Source organism: Paenibacillus sp. JJ1722 (assembly GCF_048282685.1).
GTDB lineage: Bacteria > Bacillota > Bacilli > Paenibacillales > Paenibacillaceae > Paenibacillus > Paenibacillus polymyxa_B.
The window spans coordinates 4,062,563-4,081,727 of sequence record NZ_CP182500.1; the positions used below are offsets into that span (position 1 = coordinate 4,062,563).

Genomic DNA, 19,165 nt, shown 5'->3' on the forward strand with positions numbered 1-19,165 from the left:
TTATTTACTTGTTTAGACGCTAGTGTCAGCCTTGACCACAATTCGCCCACCTTCTACTTTGGATACTATAATCGGCATATCTGTAGCAATAAACTCGCCGTTCGTTACAACATCGACTCGCTCATCAGCAATCAGCACCGTTCCGGCTGGACGAAGTGGTGTCAGACTGACACCCCGTTGACCTAATAGCATTTCCCGGTTCACAACTGAAGAAAAGCCTTGTTCAGCCGTTAAACTTTCTTTAAGTATAAAACGGTTCCATATCCCTCGGTCCTTGAATACAACCGCGATAATCGCCACAACAGCAACCGCAGCTGCAAAGGCAATGCCCAAAGATATAAACGCATGCTGCATGTTGTATGCTGCCCGAACAACTCCGGCGACAAGGCTGACTGAACCCAAAATGCCCAAAATACCAAAGCTTGGGATGAACATTTCAAGTATAAGCAGAGCCAGACCGATAATAAACAACAGCCACGTCTCCGAACCTGCAAAACCAGCGATATAATTGCCGAAAAAATACAAACCAAATCCGAGTATGCCCAAAATTCCCGGTACACCAAAACCGGGTACGAGCAGCTCAATAACGACACCCGCGATACCGATAAATAAAAGCAACGTCTGCACAATTGGGTTAGTCAATATCTCGGCTGCTTTTTCAGCCCATGTTCGCTCCACATGAATTACATCATCCGTGCTGTAGCCCATCCACTGGATAACTTCTTGTTCGGAAGACGCGATGTGATCCGCATAACCCAACTTCAGCGCTTCCTCACTGGTTAAAGAAATGATCTGACCATTTTCCTTATTAAAGTTCATCTCTGGAATAGATACGGTCGTTTTGGAGTCAACCATACCTCTGGCAATATCTGGATTACGTCCACCAGCTTCTGCGGCAGATGCCATGCTACTCTTCCACCAAGCTACCGTTTTTGGATCTGTGATAGCCTGCCCCCTACCGTCTACTAACGCTGCTGCTCCGATAATACTCCCCGGTTTCATAACAATCTTGTTTGCGCTCAACGCAATATAGCTACCCGCTGAGGCCGCTTCGCCCCTTATATAGGCTACGGTCGGAATCGGACTGTCTTTAATCAGTTTGCCCAGCTTCTCTGCTGTATCTACCCGTCCACCGGGAGTGTTAATATCCAGTAAAATCAGACCTGCTTTGGAATCTGCTGCTTCTGCAAATCCACGTTCCATAAATTTGCCCAGACCTTGCTCAATTTCCTGATCAACTGGTATAACAAACACAGCTCCACCTTTAGTTTGGGCCGCCGCTGATTCAGAATGAACTAAGGGTAACAGCAAAACGGTTACCATAATCCACAACGTTAAAAAGATCAATTTGCGACTGGAGTGGTGATGTTCTCTATGCATTTCTCTCCCCCCTTTCGACCTTTCTATGTTACAGCATACCAAACTTTGTTAGACAAACTATACAGTTTTCAGGATTTAATGTGAAATTATTGGGTATATTGCTAATCCTGACGGCTGTCAGATACTTTACGCACCCAACGGACATCACGTTTCACACAATTAATAATAGCGCTTACATAAAAGAATCTTCTCATCATTACATTCTATGGTAGGCATCGCATATATAGAAATAACACCCTCTGTAAACAGAGGGTGTTGTGTTTTCCTGTTTGTCGCAGGTTTATTGCAGAAATTGCTGAACCGCTTGGTTCACGAGCTTACCGTCAGCGCGGCCTTTTACCTTAGGCATCAAGGCCGTCATTACTTTCCCCATCTCGGCTTTCGAAGAAGCACCGGTTTCCTGGATGGTCTGCTGTACAATAACTTTAATTTCTTCCTCAGAAAGTTGTTCGGGAAGGTACTGAGCGATGATCTCTATTTCTGCTTTAGTGCTTGTCGCAAGTTCATCACGACCGGCTTTTTCAAATTCATGGAGGGCATCTTTTCGCTGTTTGATCTCACGACTCAGAATATCAAGCACTTCGTTGTCGTCCAAATCCCGTTTCAAATCTATTTCAAGATTTTTAATCGTAGAACGAACCATTCGAATGGTGGAGAGTTTGAACTTGTCCTTACTCTTCATTGCTTGCTTCATATCTTCGTTCAATCGTTCGCTCAAATTCATGATTGCTTAGATCCTCCTAGAACTTTCTCTTACGAGCAGCCTCGGACTTTTTCTTGCGCTTTACGCTTGGCTTTTCATAATGCTTGCGTTTCTTCACCTCAGCCAATACGCCATCCTTAGCAATGGAACGTTTAAAGCGACGAAGTGCAGCATCAATTGTCTCGTTTTTGCGAACTTTAGTTTCAGACACCAGTTTTCCCTCCCTCCGACCAGACCGTCCAAGAGCAATAACACGGTTCATCAAATTTTATTATAGGTGAAACGGAAACCAGGTGTCAACCTATAAGAAAAAATGAATACATAAAGGGCCATTTTTCTCCATTCACATCCGTATTACTGAAAAGACAAGCTCTGTCATTTTTTAAAAATGTGAGTCCGAAATACCTGTCAAGGCACCCAATTTGGCGCCGCCCAGTAAGTGATAATGCAGATGCCCCACCGCTTGTCCACTATCTGGGCCACAGTTGTTAATCAACCGATAGCCAGACTCGGCAATTCCTAACTTTTTCGCAACCTCAACCGCAACACGATGAATCTCCGCGATAAGAGGAAGATCCTCCTCTGTCACAGCGTTCATCGAAGGAATATATTTTTTTGGAATAATGAGCACGTGTACTGGCGCCGCAGGCTGGATGTCATGAAATGCGAGCACATTGTCGGTTTCCAACACCTTCTTGCTGGGGATGGTTCCATCCACAATTTTCAAAAACAGATCGTCCATTCAAAACCCTCCTTTGGCAGTGAGCCGATCATAAGCAAATAGACAAAAACAGCCCTTGCTCTCGGCATTCAAAGTTATGTATTTCCCACACTGAATAGAAACATATACAGCCATGTTTGGTTATACTTATGTTTCTTTATGTATCATAACGGAAAAAGGGTCTTAATACCAGTTTCCCTTACTAACTTCCTCTATAATAGCTTTCACCCCTGCATCAATTTGATCCAACTGCGCGCGCGAAATACTTATGCGCAAAAATTTCTCTTGTTCCCTATAGCCTGATAAATAAAAGCCTTTGCCAGCTACAACCTGGATGTTCCTCGCGGAAAGACACTGTACCAAGCGTTCCAAATTCACCGTCCGAGGCAGTTTAAACTGCATATAAACTCCTGAAGTTACAGCTGAAGTCTGAACGTATCCGGCCTGATTGTATCGTTCCACAGCCTTGTTAAGAGCACGAACGCGCTCCGAATACAGTTTATATATCGTGTGCTTGTGGCGTTCATACATTCCATTTTTAATATAAATATCAAGCGCCGCCTGAGACAATATAGATGTGTCGACATATCTTTTATAAGTGTTAAACGTCTTCAATAGGACTTCTGGCAATACCGCAACTCCTAATCGCAAGCCGGGGAAAATGATTTTCGAGAAGCTTTTCAAATAAATAACATGGTGTGTCTGGTCGTATGCATAAATGGGATCAAAAAGATGATCGGCCCCCAAATCTGCCATATAGTCATCTTCTACGATGTACACATCATATTTGGCGGCTAAGGCAGCTATCGCTTTTCGCTCCTCTGTGTTGTAAGAGACTCCTAATGGATTATGATATCTTGACATGGTATAAAAAAACTTGATGCTCTCGTTCTTAAATTGATTCTCCAATTCGTGAAAATCCATACCTTCCGCTGTCCGGACGATGGTACTGACGGGTATGTTCTCTTCCTCCAGAAAACGCAAATATATATCGTAACTTGGCTGCTCGACCAAAACCTTTTCTTTGCCATTGGGAAACGGCATTTTAGCGAGTATCTCCAATGCCTGCTGAACACCCGAAGTAACGATAATCCGATCCATTTTTGCAAACACCTGAGTATCAGCCAAATGGGAAACCAACGTATGACGCAGTGTTTCCAGCCCTTGCGAATCGCCATAAGTGAACAGATGATATTTGTAGGTGTCAATAGCCTGATTCAAACAATGTTGGAAATCCAGATAAGGGAATACATTCAAATCCGGGGAGGCCGAAGCAAAATCAACGGAGTCTTGAATATGGCTATGGTGTAAATCGCCCGAATTTTCCACTACATAGTATCCACTTTGCGGTATGGAATAGATGGCGTGTTTCTTTTCAAGTTCAGCATATGCCCGCAGAATCGTGCTTTTGCTGCACCTGTATAATTCAGAAGCCTCACGGACCGACGGCAACTTGTAACCTGATTTATATTGTCCCTCGCGAATTTTAAGTTCTATATCCAATAAAATTGAAACGTATTTTTTCACAATATCCTCCCACCTGCTCTTTACATACTCATTACATGCTTATTCCGTCTTATGTTTCTTTACACGCTAGATGTTACCATGGTTTATGAATAAACAGGATACCTCATTTCATTGAACTGTACTAATACAGTTTCAATCATTGAATCATATTCGGGATGTTTTACGTGAAAAAGAGGCTGTTTCTTCATAATGGAAGAAGCAGCCTTGCATGGTGATAATGTATGGATGCGCCTTAAAGTCACTTGTACTGCACAAGAACTGTAGGCGGGAGAGAGCAGGAATTCACTATGTCTGACGACTAAGAAAATAGGATTAGTAATAAGGCAGCAAGCTAATCGCTGTCAACGCTGCAAGTGGCAGAATCAAACGATTAAAGCGACGGCGTCCGTATGGGAACCCATATGCATAAGCGGGTGCTGGATACGGGTACGGGTACGGATACGGAGGATAAGACGCATAGCCACCATATGCACGGGAGCCGCAGCCACAATTATTAGGCGGATATGGGAGATTAACATTGACATTCTCCATCTCGTCTCCACCCATAGGAACGGCTAAGTATATCTTTTCATCATCCACATGCTCTACAATGCCGTCATACATTGTCCCGTCCTTCACCCATACGCATACATAACGATGCATATGCTTTTGACATAGTGTTTTAGCATCCGTCTGTTCCGGTGCTGTAACTTTTTCGGTTGTCATGCTTTTTTCCATGGTTGTTTCCTCCTAGGCTCTTGCATGTATACCGTATGTTATTCAAAAACGGGCTATTTGCTACATCAAATTGGGCGAATTCCGGCTTGCAAAAAAAAAGAAGCACCCCGGGAGCTCTTGGCAGAGCCCCTCTGAACGGACGTATGATGGGAAGATTTCTTCCGCAGCATACGTCCGCCGGGGTGCTGTATGATTAACTTGTCGGCTTGGCTGTATTATAACAATAGTTTGAAACTGTATCTGTGACCTGTATCACATTGCTTCAAAAAGTTTCCATAACCACACGTGAGCCGCCTCCAGCCTGCTCTGCTGGCAGAACAACTAGCTTGCGCGGAAGACGGGCCCGTAGTTCAGGCACATGACTAATCACACCAACAGACAATTGATCGTGGTGCAGCTTTTCCAGTGAGGTGATCACTGTGTCAAGCAGCTCAGGGTCCAACGTTCCAAAGCCTTCATCCAGAAAGAAAAATTGCAGAGGGTATTGGCCCCGCAATTGAATTTGAGCCGACAGCGCAAGCGCAAGCGACAAGGAGGTCAGGAACGTTTCGCCACCGGACAAGGTCGATACCGGACGTTTGACCCCACCGTTGGCATCGTCACTAATGACAAATCCACCGCTGGAATCTACCTCTAGCGCGTAACGCTGCTTGGTCAGAAAACGCAGGCGGCGTGAAGCCGACTGACTGACCTGCATGAGCTGCTCCTCGGCAATATATTCAACAAAGGCATTGCCGCGAAAAACAGACTGGAGCTTGGACATTTTTTCCGCTTCGCTACGCAAATGTATACGATTGGACTCCAGCTCCATCCAGCGGACGTGCCGATGCTGCAAGTCCTCTAAATCACGCTCAGCCTTGGCGCGATTCTGAAGCGCCTCTTCATCGCGTGCACGGCAATCACGTAGCTGTGCAGTGGCCGTTTCCCACTGTTCCTCTGATACCGTTGCTCCATTCAGCTGCTCTTTGACATGTTTTAAGCGGGAAGACAGCTCTTTTTCCCGTTCTCGATGCAAACTCACTTCACGCTCATAGCGTGCGGCTTCTTCCGGTCCCAGGCAGCATTCCATGACCTCTGCTTCCGTAGCGAAGGAGGATGCTTCCAGACGGCTGCCCCAACGGGACTCTGCCATCTGACGTCTTTCTTCTGCCGAGTCGGAGGCCTGCCGGGCAATCAGTGAAGCATGAACGGCTTGCTGCTTGCGTTCTTCCGCTTCGGTACGGCGGCGTGCCGCGGCTTCGGCTCCGTTTTTAAGTCCCAACAGTCGCGAGGTCGCTTCTTCCAGCAATGAAGCCGCTTGGCCATCTCCAACCCACTTTCGGAGCTGTGCTAGCTTTTCACGAAGCGAATCATCTTTGCTTTGGAGCCCTGTACGGCGGGCAATAATGATTTTGTCCTCCTCGATGATACTCTGCTGTATCTGTTGAACACGCGCCGCCTTTCCTTCGAGGAAGGTCACACTCGTCTCCAGCCGGGACCGCAGCTCTTCCGCACGCCCGTCGCGCTCCTGCATGGCGCGGTAACGCTCCGCGGCTTCGCCAGGAGCGACATCCGTTAGCTGCGCCGCCCATTCGGCGCGCAGCCCCTCGCTGCGCGTGGTGCATGCCTCGCGCTTGCTGCGTGCCTGCGTCAGCGCTGCAGCTGCTGCCTCCTGCTCGGCGGCAGCACGGATACGCCGCTGCTGTCCGGTGGCGTCTGCCTCGCGCAGCGCCTGTGCCTCGGCAGGCAGCATATGCGCACGTGCGGCTAGCTCTGCCGCAGCACGCTCCAGCGCCGTGCAGCGCTCCGCCCAAGCGGCGGCACCGCGCGGCTCTGCTGGCGCTGCCGCAGGCGTGAAAGGCTCGCCCGTGGCGGCAGCGCCGCTGTCTGCGGTGGCGGGCTGTGCCAGCAAGCTGCGCTGCTCATGCAACTGCTGGCGCAGTGTAAGGCGCAGCTCCTGCAAACCGAGCCGCAGGCGGTGCAGCTCATCTGGCGCAGCGGCATCCGCGCTATGCGCCGCGACGACGGCAGGCGCGGGGTGATGCAACGAGCCGCACACTGCGCACGGCTCGCCTTCGCGCAACTCGGCAGCGAGATGCTGAGCAAGACGGCCCAGCTCCTCGGCACGGAGCTCGTGGCGCAGTTGCTCTTCCTCGGAGGCCAGTGACGACATATCGACGGTGATCTCTGCCTCCAACGTCAGCAATGCCTCAATGCCATCAGCTGCCTGTGCAGCAAGGGCAGAACGCCGTGCCTCTGTCTCCTGTGTCTCCTGGTCCGTCAGCTGTAAACGTTCGTCAGCTTGCACAAGCCGATTCTCCTGAGCGGTGTACTCCAGTTCAGCTTCACGCAATTGCTCATTCGCGACTTCCAGCTGTTGCAGCCGTTGCACAGCCTCTTGCAGCATACGCCGCTCATCTGCCCGCACTTCATTTTGCTTTAGCTCCTGTTGAAGCTCTTGCTGTCGCTTCAAGCCTCGCGTCTGTAGCTCTTGTTCCTTTGCGAGTCCTTCTGCATGTTCAGCAAGGGTTTGTTCGCTTTGCACAAGCTCGGCCGCCAGACGTTCCCGTTCGGTCCGCAACGCTTCCGTATCACGCTCCAGTTGAAGCGCCTGCTCTAGTTGGTCGATCCGAAGCAATAGCTTCGGTTCTTCGGCACTGAGTGCTTGCCGGGCCTGCTCATCTGCTTGCGCAGACACAAGCGCAGCCTCCTGCGCGGTAGCGGCCAGGACTTCCATTTCTTCGGCAGTCTTTTGCCGTTTTTCCGCTTCAGCAATGGCTTCCTTCCAATCCGTCAGCGCAGGCAGCAATGCCTCGGCTGCAGTTGCTTGTCGAAGCTTGCGCTCCAGCAAAGCAATGCCCGGCTCCTGTGCTGCCAACTGCTCCAGCTCGTTCGATCTTTGGCTGAGCTCGATGACCAGCTCACGGGTTTTGTTTAGCGCCTCCGATTCACGTGAGACACGCTCTAGCTCGCGACGCGAAGCTTCTGCATTGGCAATCGCCTCTTTGAGACGCAACTCTACATGTTCAAGCGCTTCAGCACTCGCATCCCCCAGCCCTTGCTGCTCCGCCTCTAACGCTTTCAGTGCGCTATCGTTATCTTTCACACGACGGCTTAGCTTCTGTGCAAGTTGATCTCCGTACTTCTCCAGATGGAATAAACGCTGTAGCATCTGTCTACGTTCACTGCCTTTTAAGGACAAGAATTCCGCAAACTTTCCCTGCGGCAATACAACAGCTCGTGTAAAATCGTCCATTTTCAGGCCGATATACTCCTCTACACAGCGCGTCACATCCTGCACCTTATCGGCAAGCACTTCCTCGCCATCCTCTGTTAACGCAATAAAACGGCTAAGCGTATTATTAACCGATACGCCTCCAGCACGTTTGAAACGTCGTTCTACACGGTAACGACGAGGCCCTTGAGCTGACATTAATTCAAACGTAAATGCAACAGACAACGTATCCTCAGCATGATTCATAATGCCTTGTGTACCATTCACTGCCCGCTCCACTTTACCGTACATAGCCAACGTAATGGCATCCAGCAGCGTTGATTTTCCACTACCCGTTGGGCCAAAAATTCCAAACAGTCCAGTTTCGGTCAAATCGTCAAAGCGAATTTCCTGTGACTCCCGGTAGCTTTGCAACCCCGCCAGTTTTAGAAGGATTGGTTTCATGCGTCATCCTCCTCAGCGTGCTCTCTTGCATCATCCTGTTCCACCAGTTCCAGAAACAACTGCACTAATCCGTCATCCGGCTTTGCTCCACCTGTCTGCCGCTGATAGAATGCCCGGAACAACTCATGCACTGGCAGTTCTGATCGTTGGTGCTCCAGCTGTGCGGCAGCCATTTCTGGATACATTGGGCGAATATGAATGATGCCTTCACGGCTTTTGCGCAGCCGCTGAATATCTCCCATCGACATCGCTTCATCCAGCGTAATTTCCAGATCAATAAAGGCATCGGCATCCAGTCCTTCGTCCAGCCAGCGATATACTTCCTCCAGACCTCCCCGTGCACGCCACCTCACTAATGGGCGTCCACTGGTAATATACAGTTCCTCGACCTGAGCAGGCTTGCCAGCAACCACGTCAATTAACGTAACCGATTTGGCTTGTCCGGCTTCGGAAAAGCTATAAGCCAGCGGCGAGCCACTGTAACGCATCAGCCCGTCTCCCTTCACATATTGGGGACGATGCAAATGTCCTAGAGCCGTATACTGTGCCCCAATGCTCAAAGCAGACGGATCTACGGTATACGCCCCCCCGACCTGAATCGGACGTTCCGAGTCCGATTCTAGCCCGCCGAGCACATAAATATGGCTCATCGACAAATTAACGGTGTCAGGCCGAAATGCTGTACCCAGCTGTGACATCAGCAAGCCCACACGGCGGCTGTATGCCTCGCGCAATACTGTTTCATCTCCGTCTTCAGACAATAGCTCGTTCAGACGAGACTCGGAGGGATATGGCAAGGCTGCAATGCATGCCATTTCACCCGTTCGCGGTGTATGAACGCGTACCGCTTCCCCATGGGGCAGTCCCAGCAATGTAATTCCGCGCCCGCTCACCAGCGGTGTGACCGAGGATACCCTTTCCGGCTGATCATGATTGCCCGCAATGACGACTAGTGGTCTTCCTCCAGCCGTAAGACGGGCAGACGTTTCATAAAACAATTGCTCGGCTGCGGCCGATGGATTGACTGAGTCGTATACGTCTCCAGCCATCATAATCAAATCGGCCTGCTGATCGTCAGCCATTTTCGCCAATTCTTCCAAAAACGCCTCCTGCTCCTTTAAACGGCTGCGTCCTTCCAACGTGCGGCCCAAATGCCAATCACCTGTATGCAAAATCCGCATGCTATTCCTCCTCTCCCTATCTATATAACTACAGCCGTACACTCTCTCCAGCTTCTAAAAAATACAGCCACTTCTCAGCAACCTTTTTGCCTGTAATCTCTTCGATCACACGGGCATACAGCTCCAATTGAAATCGATATTGGTCTGTTAAATGGGACAGTGTACGATATTCAGATATCCGATCTGTTTTATAATCCACCAGCACGAGTCCTTCGGGAGTTTCAAATAGACAGTCAATAATCCCGTTCATCAGCACTTTATCTCCGTCCTGCCCACCTTCCGAATCTGTTTCTTGTCCTGGTGACATTGATGGTAAGCTGTGGTTCCAGTAATCGGTTGCCCGCATGGTATAAGTAAACGGAAGCTCTCTTTGAACATGGGATGCCCCCAGCATTCTGCTCCCCAGCTCACTAGTGAAAAAGCGTAATATTTTATCCGTCTCTAGCGCTTTTACATGAACATCCAGTAACATACGCTGATTGAGCAAACGAGCCTTGGTTTCCTCAATAACTTCGGCGCTCATCCCCCCATCTAGTGGCAAATGCAGCATCAACGTATGATAGACTGTTCCTCGTTCCGTTGGAGTCAGACGCTGATTCCCCATAAACTTAGGTCTGCGCAAGTGTAATTGACTTCCCCCAGTGTGAGAATCCTCCCAATCCTCCGGTAACTCTGCTAGTAGGGAGGTAGATAGATTCAGCCAATCGTCCGAACCCATCTCCTGCATTTCCAGCCATCTTTTCATCTCAGTAACCGATGTATTGGCTGCCGTCTTGCCAGCCCGTTCATACGGATAAATCCAGGAAAGAGCAGCTTCAATATCCGTTTCACTCTCTTCGTTCAAGTCGATTAGCTCCGCATTTCTCAGTGCTTCTGTCTTCTTTTGGCGCTCTTCTCCCGACACCTCTTCCTCATGATCTGAGTTCACACGAGAGCCGGAAAGTGTTTCCGAGGCCACGATTTTAAATAACCAGTCTGTTCCCGGCATATGTTCCAGCCTGTGATAGTACCCATCCTGATCACCTGCGGCTTCCCTCAACAAAGTAGCAGAAGGATGCCGAATCAAAGCGGGACCTACCCAGTCCAGATAGCTGCGGCCTGCCGCCAGCATATAGTCTGGTAAGACAATTTCCGTATGTTCTTTGGCACGTGCCCAACCCGCTGCGCGCGAAGCGAGATCCTTCACGGTTCCGGTCATAATCAGCTTTTCGCGCGGACGTGTAAGCGCCACGTATAACACCCGCATTTCCTCAGCCAATAGCTCCAGCTGTGAGCGTCGGCGGATCGCTAAATTAGGCAGCGTAGGGTAGCTGACACGATTTTGTTCCTCCACATATTTAGGACCAAACCCCAACTCCTTGTGCATAAGAAACGGCGCATTGAGATCCTGTTGATTGAACATTTTTGCTGTCCCGGCAATAAACACGATAGGGAATTCAAGTCCTTTACTTTTATGAATGGTCATAATGCGGACAGCCTGATCGGGTTCAGTCCCTCCGCTAATTGATCCTAAATCACCGCCTCGCTCCCGTAGACGGGAAATGAAGGTCAGAAATCGGAACAATCCTCGGTTGGACGTAGAAGTCTCATACTGTCTCGCTCGGTCATATAGCGCCCGCAAATTGCTTTGGCGCTGTGAGCCGCCAGGCAGTCCACCGACCCAATCCAGATATCCTGTTTCCTCCAGCACATTCCAAATCAATGCACTTAAGCTGCCTTGTCTGGCTTCATGCCGCCAGGCTTCCAAATTACGCAAAAATGAACGTAGTCGGGCAGACAACGTATTCCCGTCATTTCTATTACCAAAGTCAGATGAAGATAAAGAGTCCTCTGGGAAAATATCCAACTCCATGATGTCAGCTGAAATCCCTTCTTCGCTTTCTTCCAGTAGGTCAGCCTCAGCCGCCGCCAGTAATGCGCCATAAAACAATCCATCCGGCTTCTCCAACCGAATTTGTGCCAGTTCATCTTCGGTCAAGCCGACAATCGGCGAACGAAGCACGGATGCAAGCGGGATGTCCTGCTGCGGATTATCAATAATATGCAGCAGAGACAACATTACCTCAACTTCCGTTGCTTTAAAAAAGCCTGTCGTCTGCTCCCCAGAGGCCGGAATGCCCTCAAGCCGCAGTTCCTCCACAATTAGGGGGGCCCACACGCTTGCGGAACGAAGCAAAATGACGATATCGCCGTAGACTGCCGGACGCATCGCTTTTAATCCTCTGTCGTAAATCAACAGTGGTTGTCCAGTATCTCCGGTCAGCTCCTTAATCCGTTGCGCGATCGCACGAGCCTCTAACTGTGCCGTTTCCAGCTCCGCAAGCTCAGCCAGCTCACTTTCCTGTAGAGCAGATTCGTTCTCCGCTTCGGACAGCTCCGAAGCCTCGGAAAGACCATGTCCACCCTTATCAACTAACAGCAGCTCAGGTGCGTATACAGATGCGGCGTCTTGATCCGACTGGTCGGGATAGGATGCGCCGTGTACCAGCCACGCTCGTTCATCGTACTCAATTTCCGCCACATCCACACTCATAATCTGGCGGAACACCAAATTGACCGCATCGACAACTTCCTCCCGACTGCGGAAATTACGCGCCAGATCAATTAATAAGCCATCTTCCTGCTCCTGCATGCCGTACCGTTGATACTTATTCAAAAACAGACCCGGCTCCGCCAGCCGAAACCGATAAATACTCTGTTTCACGTCGCCCACCATAAAACGGTTACCCGGTTCCTCCCGTGATACCAGCCTGACGATATCTTCCTGTACGGTATTCGTATCCTGATACTCATCCAGCAGCACCTCGTCGAATTGCGCCTTGTATTCGAGCGCAGCGTCGGAAGGTAGTAGCTTGTACGGAGTAGAATCGGGATGTCGTAATATTTTCAGACAGTAATGTTCCAAATCCCCGAAGTCCACCAGCCCTTTTGACTGCTTGTGATGTTGAAATCGTTCCCCGAATACAATCACGGTTTCTATCAATTCGTCCATCAGCGGAGCCGCGGCGTGCAGCTCCTCCCAATAGGCTTCTGCTCTCCTGCCAAACAGGGAAGCCTTCATATCTGTAATCATTTTTTTGGCTGCTTCACGCAGCGTTTTAACCCGTTCCTGCAATGCAGGCTCGGTCTGATCTTTTTTGACGGGCTTGAGCTTACCGAAGGAAGCTGTCTGAAAATGATCATATAGAGATGCCCACGGCTGTGTCTCCAGCTCCTGTAACAATCCCTTCACCATCGCCGCATCCTCTTGCAGCGTCACGGCATAAGGTGCAGGACCGCCAGGCTGCATAGCTGTTTCATGCGCCTGTTCCAGCAAGCTCGCTGCTCCACGCAATGAAAGTGCAGCATCCGCCAAAATACTGCGAACCCAGGGAGTCTCTCCCAAAGCGGCTACATCCTGTACACGAAATGCTGCCGCTGTCTCCCGCAGCCAATGTTCTGGCCAAGGATGACTTTGAGAAAAATCATACAGCCGCTGAACAAGCACGTACATTGCATCATCGGTGCGTTCTCCACTGAACCAGTCGACCAGTCTGCGGAATGTACTGCCTTCATCATGAGCCTCATATTTCTCCTCAAACAGTTCTTCTAGAAGCTCCTGACGCAGCAATTCTGTCTCATGCTCATTCATAATCCGAAAACCGGGATCAAGGGGAATGGCCTGATAATGCCTGCGGATGACCTCCATACAAAATGAGTGAAGCGTCGTAATCGAGGCCCGATTCAGCAACGATAGCTGGCGGCGTACATGCTCACTTTCCGGTTCCTGCTCCAGTACACGTTCCAACGCTTCGCGTATCCGTTGACGCATTTCGGCGGCGGCAGCCTTCGTAAAGGTCGCTACCAGTAACCGATCCACACTGAAGCCGAGCTGGGGATCGACGATTTTACGAATAATACGCTCTACGAGCACCGCTGTTTTACCAGACCCTGCCGCTGCCGCGACCAGCATGTTATTACCAGATTCCGAAATTGCACGCCACTGGTCATCACTCCACATACTGCCTTCCGGCTTCGGCATGCCTTTAGTGTTTGACGTGCCTATCATTGGTCCATTCCTCCTTTCCCTTCCTGTGTATGACCCAGCAGATTCCAGATCTGATCCTTACCGGGTTTACCCCATTGATTGTAGCCACTACCGTCCAGACTGTCGTCAAATTGACAAACAGGCTTAAAAGAACAGAAGGTACAAGCCGTCTCTTGCTGGATACGATAAGGTTCAATGGCCACATCGCCCTCTGTCATCCGTGTGCCAATCGTCCGGATATTATGACGTACCGAAGCTAGCAGGCTGTCCCACTGTTCCGGCGAAGCAACCGAAGCACTGCTATAAAAACTGCCGTCTGCTTTCACCGCAACAGGTAAAATAGAGGAATATCCCTTGTCCAATGCTGTATCCATTTGCCCAACTACATCCCGATCCGCGAGCAATAATCCCTTCATCTTAAAACGTTTTAAAAGCTCCTGACGGGCCTGTTCTGCGCTAAGACCGTTAGGCGACTGCAACATCGGATTGTGGACGTGAAAATACAGTGTACCCGCTGGATAAGCTGTCTCGCCCAACCATTCCTCCGCCGCATTCAGCAGCACATCCAGGTAGGTGAGCATCTGCAAGGACAGGCCATAGTACACTTCATGCAGCTTGAGATCCTTTTGGCTAGATTTGTAATCGATGACACGCAAAAGTAACCCCTTTTCTCCCTCTGCCACATCTACACGGTCAATCCGTCCGACAATTTCCATTACAACGCCGTTATCTAACCGGAAGCTTAACGGAGGAAGCTGCTGACCCGGCCCAAAGTCTAACTCCAGCCCAATCGGCTCAAAGCTACCTCTTCGCGCATGTTCACCTAAAATCAACGAGGCACGGCTCACGATGTCTTTCAATTTACGCAAAATGTAGCCATACCGCTTGGAGCTCATTAAAATCTCGCCTTGCAGACGAGGAGCCAAACGCTCCACTGTACTTTCCGCCTCTTGGCGGCATTCCTCCGTGCTGAGACTGCCCCAGCTGACATTGCGTTTACGCAAATTGATCGCCATCTCTCCAAGCGCTGCATGAAATAATTGTCCGATATCCGGGGCCTTCAGGCGATACATTTGACGTTCCTTCAAACGAAGACCGTGAGAGGCAAAGTGCGAAAATGGACATGCCACAAAACGTTCCATACGAGATACGCTGGTACGCAGCTTGCTGCCGTACAGACGGCGGCTCGTTTCCTTCTGCATTTCGGCATGGTTCTCGTAAAAAAGTGAGGTCAACAGCTGACGCAGCTTGTCCTTCTCACGCCCTTGCTGGCTTGCGTACCAGTTATATACCTCCCACCAAGGAGATAAAATGTCACCGCCACGTCGCCAATGCCGTAATTGCGCAATGAGCTGCGGCAAAGCCTCGGACGGATGAGAAGCATACTCCCATTGAGTCGTCCAAGTATCCCCAGGCAAAGGGTATCCAGCCAGTGGACGTTCGTCCAGACTAGGAAACAGGTGCCGCACATGTCGTACTAACTCAGACGGCAGCAACGACTTCCCTTCTTCATCAGTCACTGCATAGCTCATCCACAGGCTTTTACCGGCTGAGGTAAGGGCCGTATAAGCGAGAAAACGTTCGTCCAACAGACGTCTTGTCATATCCGGCGCCAGCTCTACGCCTCGTTCGTTTAATGCCATACGCTCCTGCTCATTCAGCACACCGTCCTCATGGAACACAGCCGGCATCACACCTTCGTTCATACCTAGCACAAAGGCATGTTGAATACCGGACACACGTGTACGGTCCGTGTTTCCGACTAGAACCTGATCCAGAGCTGGCGGAACAAGTCCCATACGGAACTCAGCCAATCCCGTTTCCAGCACACCCGCAAACAAAGAGGTATCCAGCCTCTCATCACCCATCATTTCGACAATTTGATCCAGTAGTTCAAGCACCGCATCCCATACTTGACGATGCTCCTTCGCCTGCTCAGGTTTTCCTGCTTCCTCTGCCTGATGAATGAAGGCGTCCAGCTTGTGGCCAATTTCTGCATCCTCCAGTAACAGATATACCGCTTCACACTTCTCAAGTGCAGTTCGTGCCTTGCCCACACGTTTCTCAAACGCACGTAAAGGCGTCACGATCACATCCCGGCACAGCTCCATTAAATCCAACGTTTCATCCCGTTGACGGTTCCGTTCCTGCTCCTCCAGCTCCAGTGACAAGCTGGGTACAGCCTGCCACGGGCGACCGTCTGTCCAACGGCTACCTTGTATTCCGCAGGCTAGTACATAGTTTTCCAAACGGTCCATCTCCTCACGGCTTACCCGACCATCCAGCGGCAGGAGAAGGTCTGTTTTGACCGCACGGAATACATCCTCATATCGCCAACGACGCTGCACGATATCCAGCGAAGCCCGAATCAATTCCACTAAGGGATGATGCAAAACACTTCTCCGCTGATCCAGAAATACTGGAACCTCATATTGTTTGAATATCGGTTCCACCCATGGCTCATAATCTTCAATATGACGTACAAACAGGGCCATCTCCCGATAACGAGCGCCCTCATCTCGGGCCAGACGACGCATTTCGCGTGCAGCCCCTTCCAGCTCTGCACGGCGATTAGCCGCAGTGTACAGTTTTATGCCTTCCGGCTGTTCTTCTGTCCACTGCTCTCGTAGCTGCTGCAGCCGCATCCATTGTTCCTGATTCCGTAACCCTGTACGATGTTCAAAGTTAGCCTCCAAATACGCCAACGCCGGACGCTCCTTAAATCTCGGCAGCGGATCAGGGCGCAGTAATTGTGTCTGCGTCTCTATCATCAGCTCGTCTGCCATTCCTTTGAGCTTTACATACGTAGCCGCTGAGGGATGAAACAAATCCAGCTCATGCGGAAGCTGTCCGCTCTCGTAGCTGCGGTTGCAAGTCAGCGCCACCGTCAACGAAGAAGCGTGCAGCATAAGCTGCTCCACCACCTTGTATTCATGTGGTGTAAACCTGCGGTAGCCATCCATCCAAATATCTGCCCCACGCACAAGGGAAGACTCAGCAATCTGTTCTGCCAGCATGCGCAGCGTATCTTCACCGTCAATATATTTAAGCGTCAGCTCACGTTCAAAATCCTCATAGATTAGACTGATATCTTTGAGCTTGCCGCGCAAAATCGGAGTTGACTCTCCAGCAGCGTTCATTCGCTCCAGTTGCTCCGGTACAGACCGAGTATCATTTCCATACTGCTTTAGCTCCGTAAACAATGTATTCAACCGATCCACAAAGCCGAGCTGGTCTCCCGAATCCTTAAACAAACTCAGTTCATCCTTGCGACGACGAATAATTTTATATAAAAGCATCTTCTTGCCTTCTTCCGTTACAGGCACCAGTGCTGAACCCCCGGTTTCCTGCATAACTAAATAGGCAAGACGATGAAATCCCATCACTTGGGCGCGCACCGACCCCTGAATACCGTTTCCGGCTTCTGTAAGTAACGCATGCTCAGAAGCAAATGACGATTGCTCCGGTACAAGTAACAGCATAGGCTTACCTAGCGGCTCCTCGCGTAACATAGACGTCATTTCATTGCGGATTAACGTACTTTTACCACTCCCAGAGCGGCCAATCAACAAGCGAACCGACATGATGCGGCCTCCTTTCCAACGAACAACATTCTATTAAACAGTATAGCATATCAGGCAAGGGAGAAAAGAACGTACGTTTGCCATGTTGTAGCAATTCTTCCTCCCTCTAAAAAAACAAATCAGTCCCGCAGATTGGCTTGGTGCACGCCTTCTCTACAGGACTGATTTATACCTAAACGAGTCTATTTTACCTATTTAATCACCAAAAAGGCGATTGACTTTGACCTTGTATGAAACCTACAGCTGTGTCCGGCTGCGCACCTCAAAGATGGCGAATTTCAAGTAATGGCCTTCCTCCACACCCAAAATTTGAGGATGGTCCTTACCAGCCGCTCTCCAGTCTACCAGACGAAGGATTTTGCCGGCATCTGCCGCCGCTTCCTTAATGGTATCTAAAAACAACTCTGGCCGCATATGGAACGAGCAGCTCGCAGTCACCAGATAGCCGCCCTCATTGACCAGCTTCATCCCGTGCAGGTTGATATCTTTATATCCACGTGTAGCTCCTTTGACAGCGTTCTTCGTTTTGGCAAAGGCTGGCGGATCAAGAATGACCACGTCAAAGGTGCGTCCGCCACCTGCTGTCAGCGGCTTGGATGTATCTCCTTTGCCCCCGGCTCGTGCATTGCGTTCCTCTACACCTTTCACTTGATTGCGCAAATATTGAAAAGCATCGTCGACGACAAACTCGACGCGTTCCTCAAAACCGTTCAGCTTGACATTATCCCGCGCACTTTCAATCGCATGCTCTGAAATATCAAGACAAGTTACTTTTTTAGCACCATGTTTACATGCATTGAGCGTAAAGCTTCCCGTGTGCGAAAAACATTCCAATACGGTTGCGCCATCCCAGAATGGGAATTCAACAACCTTACCACTTTTATTCACTGGCTTCATGACCGTTGTGCCCGCATCCCCTGAGTCTGCAGCTACTTCTTGTAGCGTAATTCCACTACGTGCTCCCCAACCTGTCATCAACGGTGCTATGGCCGCACGATTTTCACGCTGGTCAAAGAAATAACCCGTCTTCTGGCCCTCTACGATATCAACCTTGATTTGCAGACCATTTTCCGTCACTACCACATGACGCGGGCAATCACCGTACAAAGGACCCTTCGTTTGTTCCAATCCTTCCAGCTCACGGATGGATACATCACTTCGCTCATATATACCAACAGGACCCACTACTTCAACGAGCGCATCCCTGATTTCTTCCCTGCGCCGATCCATGCCAAGCGTTAACAACTGCACGACTAACACATCACCAAATCGATCTACAATCAGTCCAGGCAAAAAATCAGCCTCGCCGTACACCAACCGATAAGCGTTTCCCCCGGTCACAAAACGTTCGCGGTGCTCCAGACATTTGCGAAAGCGTTGGGCAAAAAAGTTTTGATCCATTGCTTCCAGCGGCTCGTAGGACATCACACGCACTGTAATTTGTGAAGCTGGATTATAGTAACCTGTCGCCAAATAACGCCCCTGATGGTTAACGATACTGACCAAATCGCCTGCCTCTGGGTCCCCTTCGATCTTGGCTATTTCGTTTTTAAACACCCAAGGGTGTGCGTGCTCCAGCCTTTTTTTACGGCTGCGTTCTAATATTACTGAAGGCAAAATCCTTCACTCCCATTCTTGGATTACTCAAAGTCCTTAATATCGTTCCG

The 19,165-nt window shown here is 49.9% G+C and carries 11 protein-coding genes; all 11 read right to left on the reverse strand.

Features of this window, described 5'->3' with window-relative positions; translation table 11 throughout:
• Positions 1–12 precede the first annotated feature (12 nt).
• Positions 13–1,380 (reverse strand): NfeD family protein, encoded by a 1,368-nt coding sequence (locus ACM1ND_RS17990; protein WP_341057405.1) that lies wholly within the window; start codon positions 1,378–1,380, stop codon positions 13–15.
• 280 nt (positions 1,381–1,660) lie between these two features.
• A complete protein-coding gene (locus ACM1ND_RS17995; protein ID WP_013311146.1) occupies positions 1,661–2,104 on the reverse strand; it encodes a GatB/YqeY domain-containing protein in 444 nt (147 codons plus the stop codon).
• Positions 2,105–2,120: 16 nt separating this feature from the next.
• Positions 2,121–2,294: a 30S ribosomal protein S21 gene (gene rpsU, locus ACM1ND_RS18000; RefSeq protein ID WP_005547957.1), complete on the reverse strand. Its 174-nt coding sequence runs from the start codon at positions 2,292–2,294 to the stop codon at positions 2,121–2,123.
• A gap of 171 nt (positions 2,295–2,465) precedes the next feature.
• Positions 2,466–2,825: a histidine triad nucleotide-binding protein gene (locus ACM1ND_RS18005; RefSeq protein WP_053325787.1), complete on the reverse strand. Its 360-nt coding sequence runs from the start codon at positions 2,823–2,825 to the stop codon at positions 2,466–2,468.
• A 162-nt stretch (positions 2,826–2,987) separates the two neighbouring features.
• Positions 2,988–4,331, reverse strand: coding sequence for a PLP-dependent aminotransferase family protein (locus ACM1ND_RS18010; protein ID WP_053325788.1), 1,344 nt, complete (start codon positions 4,329–4,331; stop codon positions 2,988–2,990).
• A 312-nt stretch (positions 4,332–4,643) separates the two neighbouring features.
• Entirely contained in the window at positions 4,644–5,048 is a 405-nt protein-coding gene (locus ACM1ND_RS18015) for a hypothetical protein (RefSeq protein WP_028540454.1), read from the reverse strand.
• 262 nt (positions 5,049–5,310) lie between these two features.
• Complete coding sequence (locus ACM1ND_RS18020; protein WP_075154466.1) at positions 5,311–8,706, reverse strand: AAA family ATPase; 3,396 nt, start codon at positions 8,704–8,706, stop codon at positions 5,311–5,313.
• Complete coding sequence (locus ACM1ND_RS18025) at positions 8,703–9,887, reverse strand: exonuclease SbcCD subunit D (protein ID WP_028540452.1); 1,185 nt, start codon at positions 9,885–9,887, stop codon at positions 8,703–8,705. The genes ACM1ND_RS18020 and ACM1ND_RS18025 overlap by 4 nt, the downstream gene beginning before the upstream one ends.
• Positions 9,888–9,915: 28 nt before the next feature.
• A complete protein-coding gene (addA, locus tag ACM1ND_RS18030) occupies positions 9,916–13,935 on the reverse strand; it encodes a helicase-exonuclease AddAB subunit AddA (RefSeq protein ID WP_418026411.1) in 4,020 nt (1,339 codons plus the stop codon).
• Positions 13,932–17,498, reverse strand: a complete 3,567-nt coding sequence (gene addB / locus ACM1ND_RS18035; RefSeq protein ID WP_418026412.1) for a helicase-exonuclease AddAB subunit AddB — start codon at positions 17,496–17,498, stop codon at positions 13,932–13,934. Before addB ends, addA begins: the two co-directional genes overlap by 4 nt.
• Positions 17,499–17,735: 237 nt before the next feature.
• Positions 17,736–19,115, reverse strand: coding sequence for a class I SAM-dependent rRNA methyltransferase (locus ACM1ND_RS18040; RefSeq protein WP_028540449.1), 1,380 nt, complete (start codon positions 19,113–19,115; stop codon positions 17,736–17,738).
• Positions 19,116–19,165 lie beyond the last annotated feature (50 nt).

What these genes read in the sequence shown, in the direction of transcription:
- ACM1ND_RS18020 (WP_075154466.1), bottom strand. Translation starts at nt 8,706, where the DNA reads ATGAAACCAATCCTTCTAAAACTGGCGGGGTTGCAAAGCTACCGGGAG.
- ACM1ND_RS17995 (WP_013311146.1), bottom strand. Translation starts at nt 2,104, where the DNA reads ATGAATTTGAGCGAACGATTGAACGAAGATATGAAGCAAGCAATGAAG.
- addA (WP_418026411.1), bottom strand. Translation starts at nt 13,935, where the DNA reads ATGATAGGCACGTCAAACACTAAAGGCATGCCGAAGCCGGAAGGCAGT.
- ACM1ND_RS18015 (WP_028540454.1), bottom strand. Translation starts at nt 5,048, where the DNA reads ATGGAAAAAAGCATGACAACCGAAAAAGTTACAGCACCGGAACAGACG.
- ACM1ND_RS18005 (WP_053325787.1), bottom strand. Translation starts at nt 2,825, where the DNA reads ATGGACGATCTGTTTTTGAAAATTGTGGATGGAACCATCCCCAGCAAG.
- addB (WP_418026412.1), bottom strand. Translation starts at nt 17,498, where the DNA reads ATGTCGGTTCGCTTGTTGATTGGCCGCTCTGGGAGTGGTAAAAGTACG.
- ACM1ND_RS17990 (WP_341057405.1), bottom strand. Translation starts at nt 1,380, where the DNA reads ATGCATAGAGAACATCACCACTCCAGTCGCAAATTGATCTTTTTAACG.
- ACM1ND_RS18025 (WP_028540452.1), bottom strand. Translation starts at nt 9,887, where the DNA reads ATGCGGATTTTGCATACAGGTGATTGGCATTTGGGCCGCACGTTGGAA.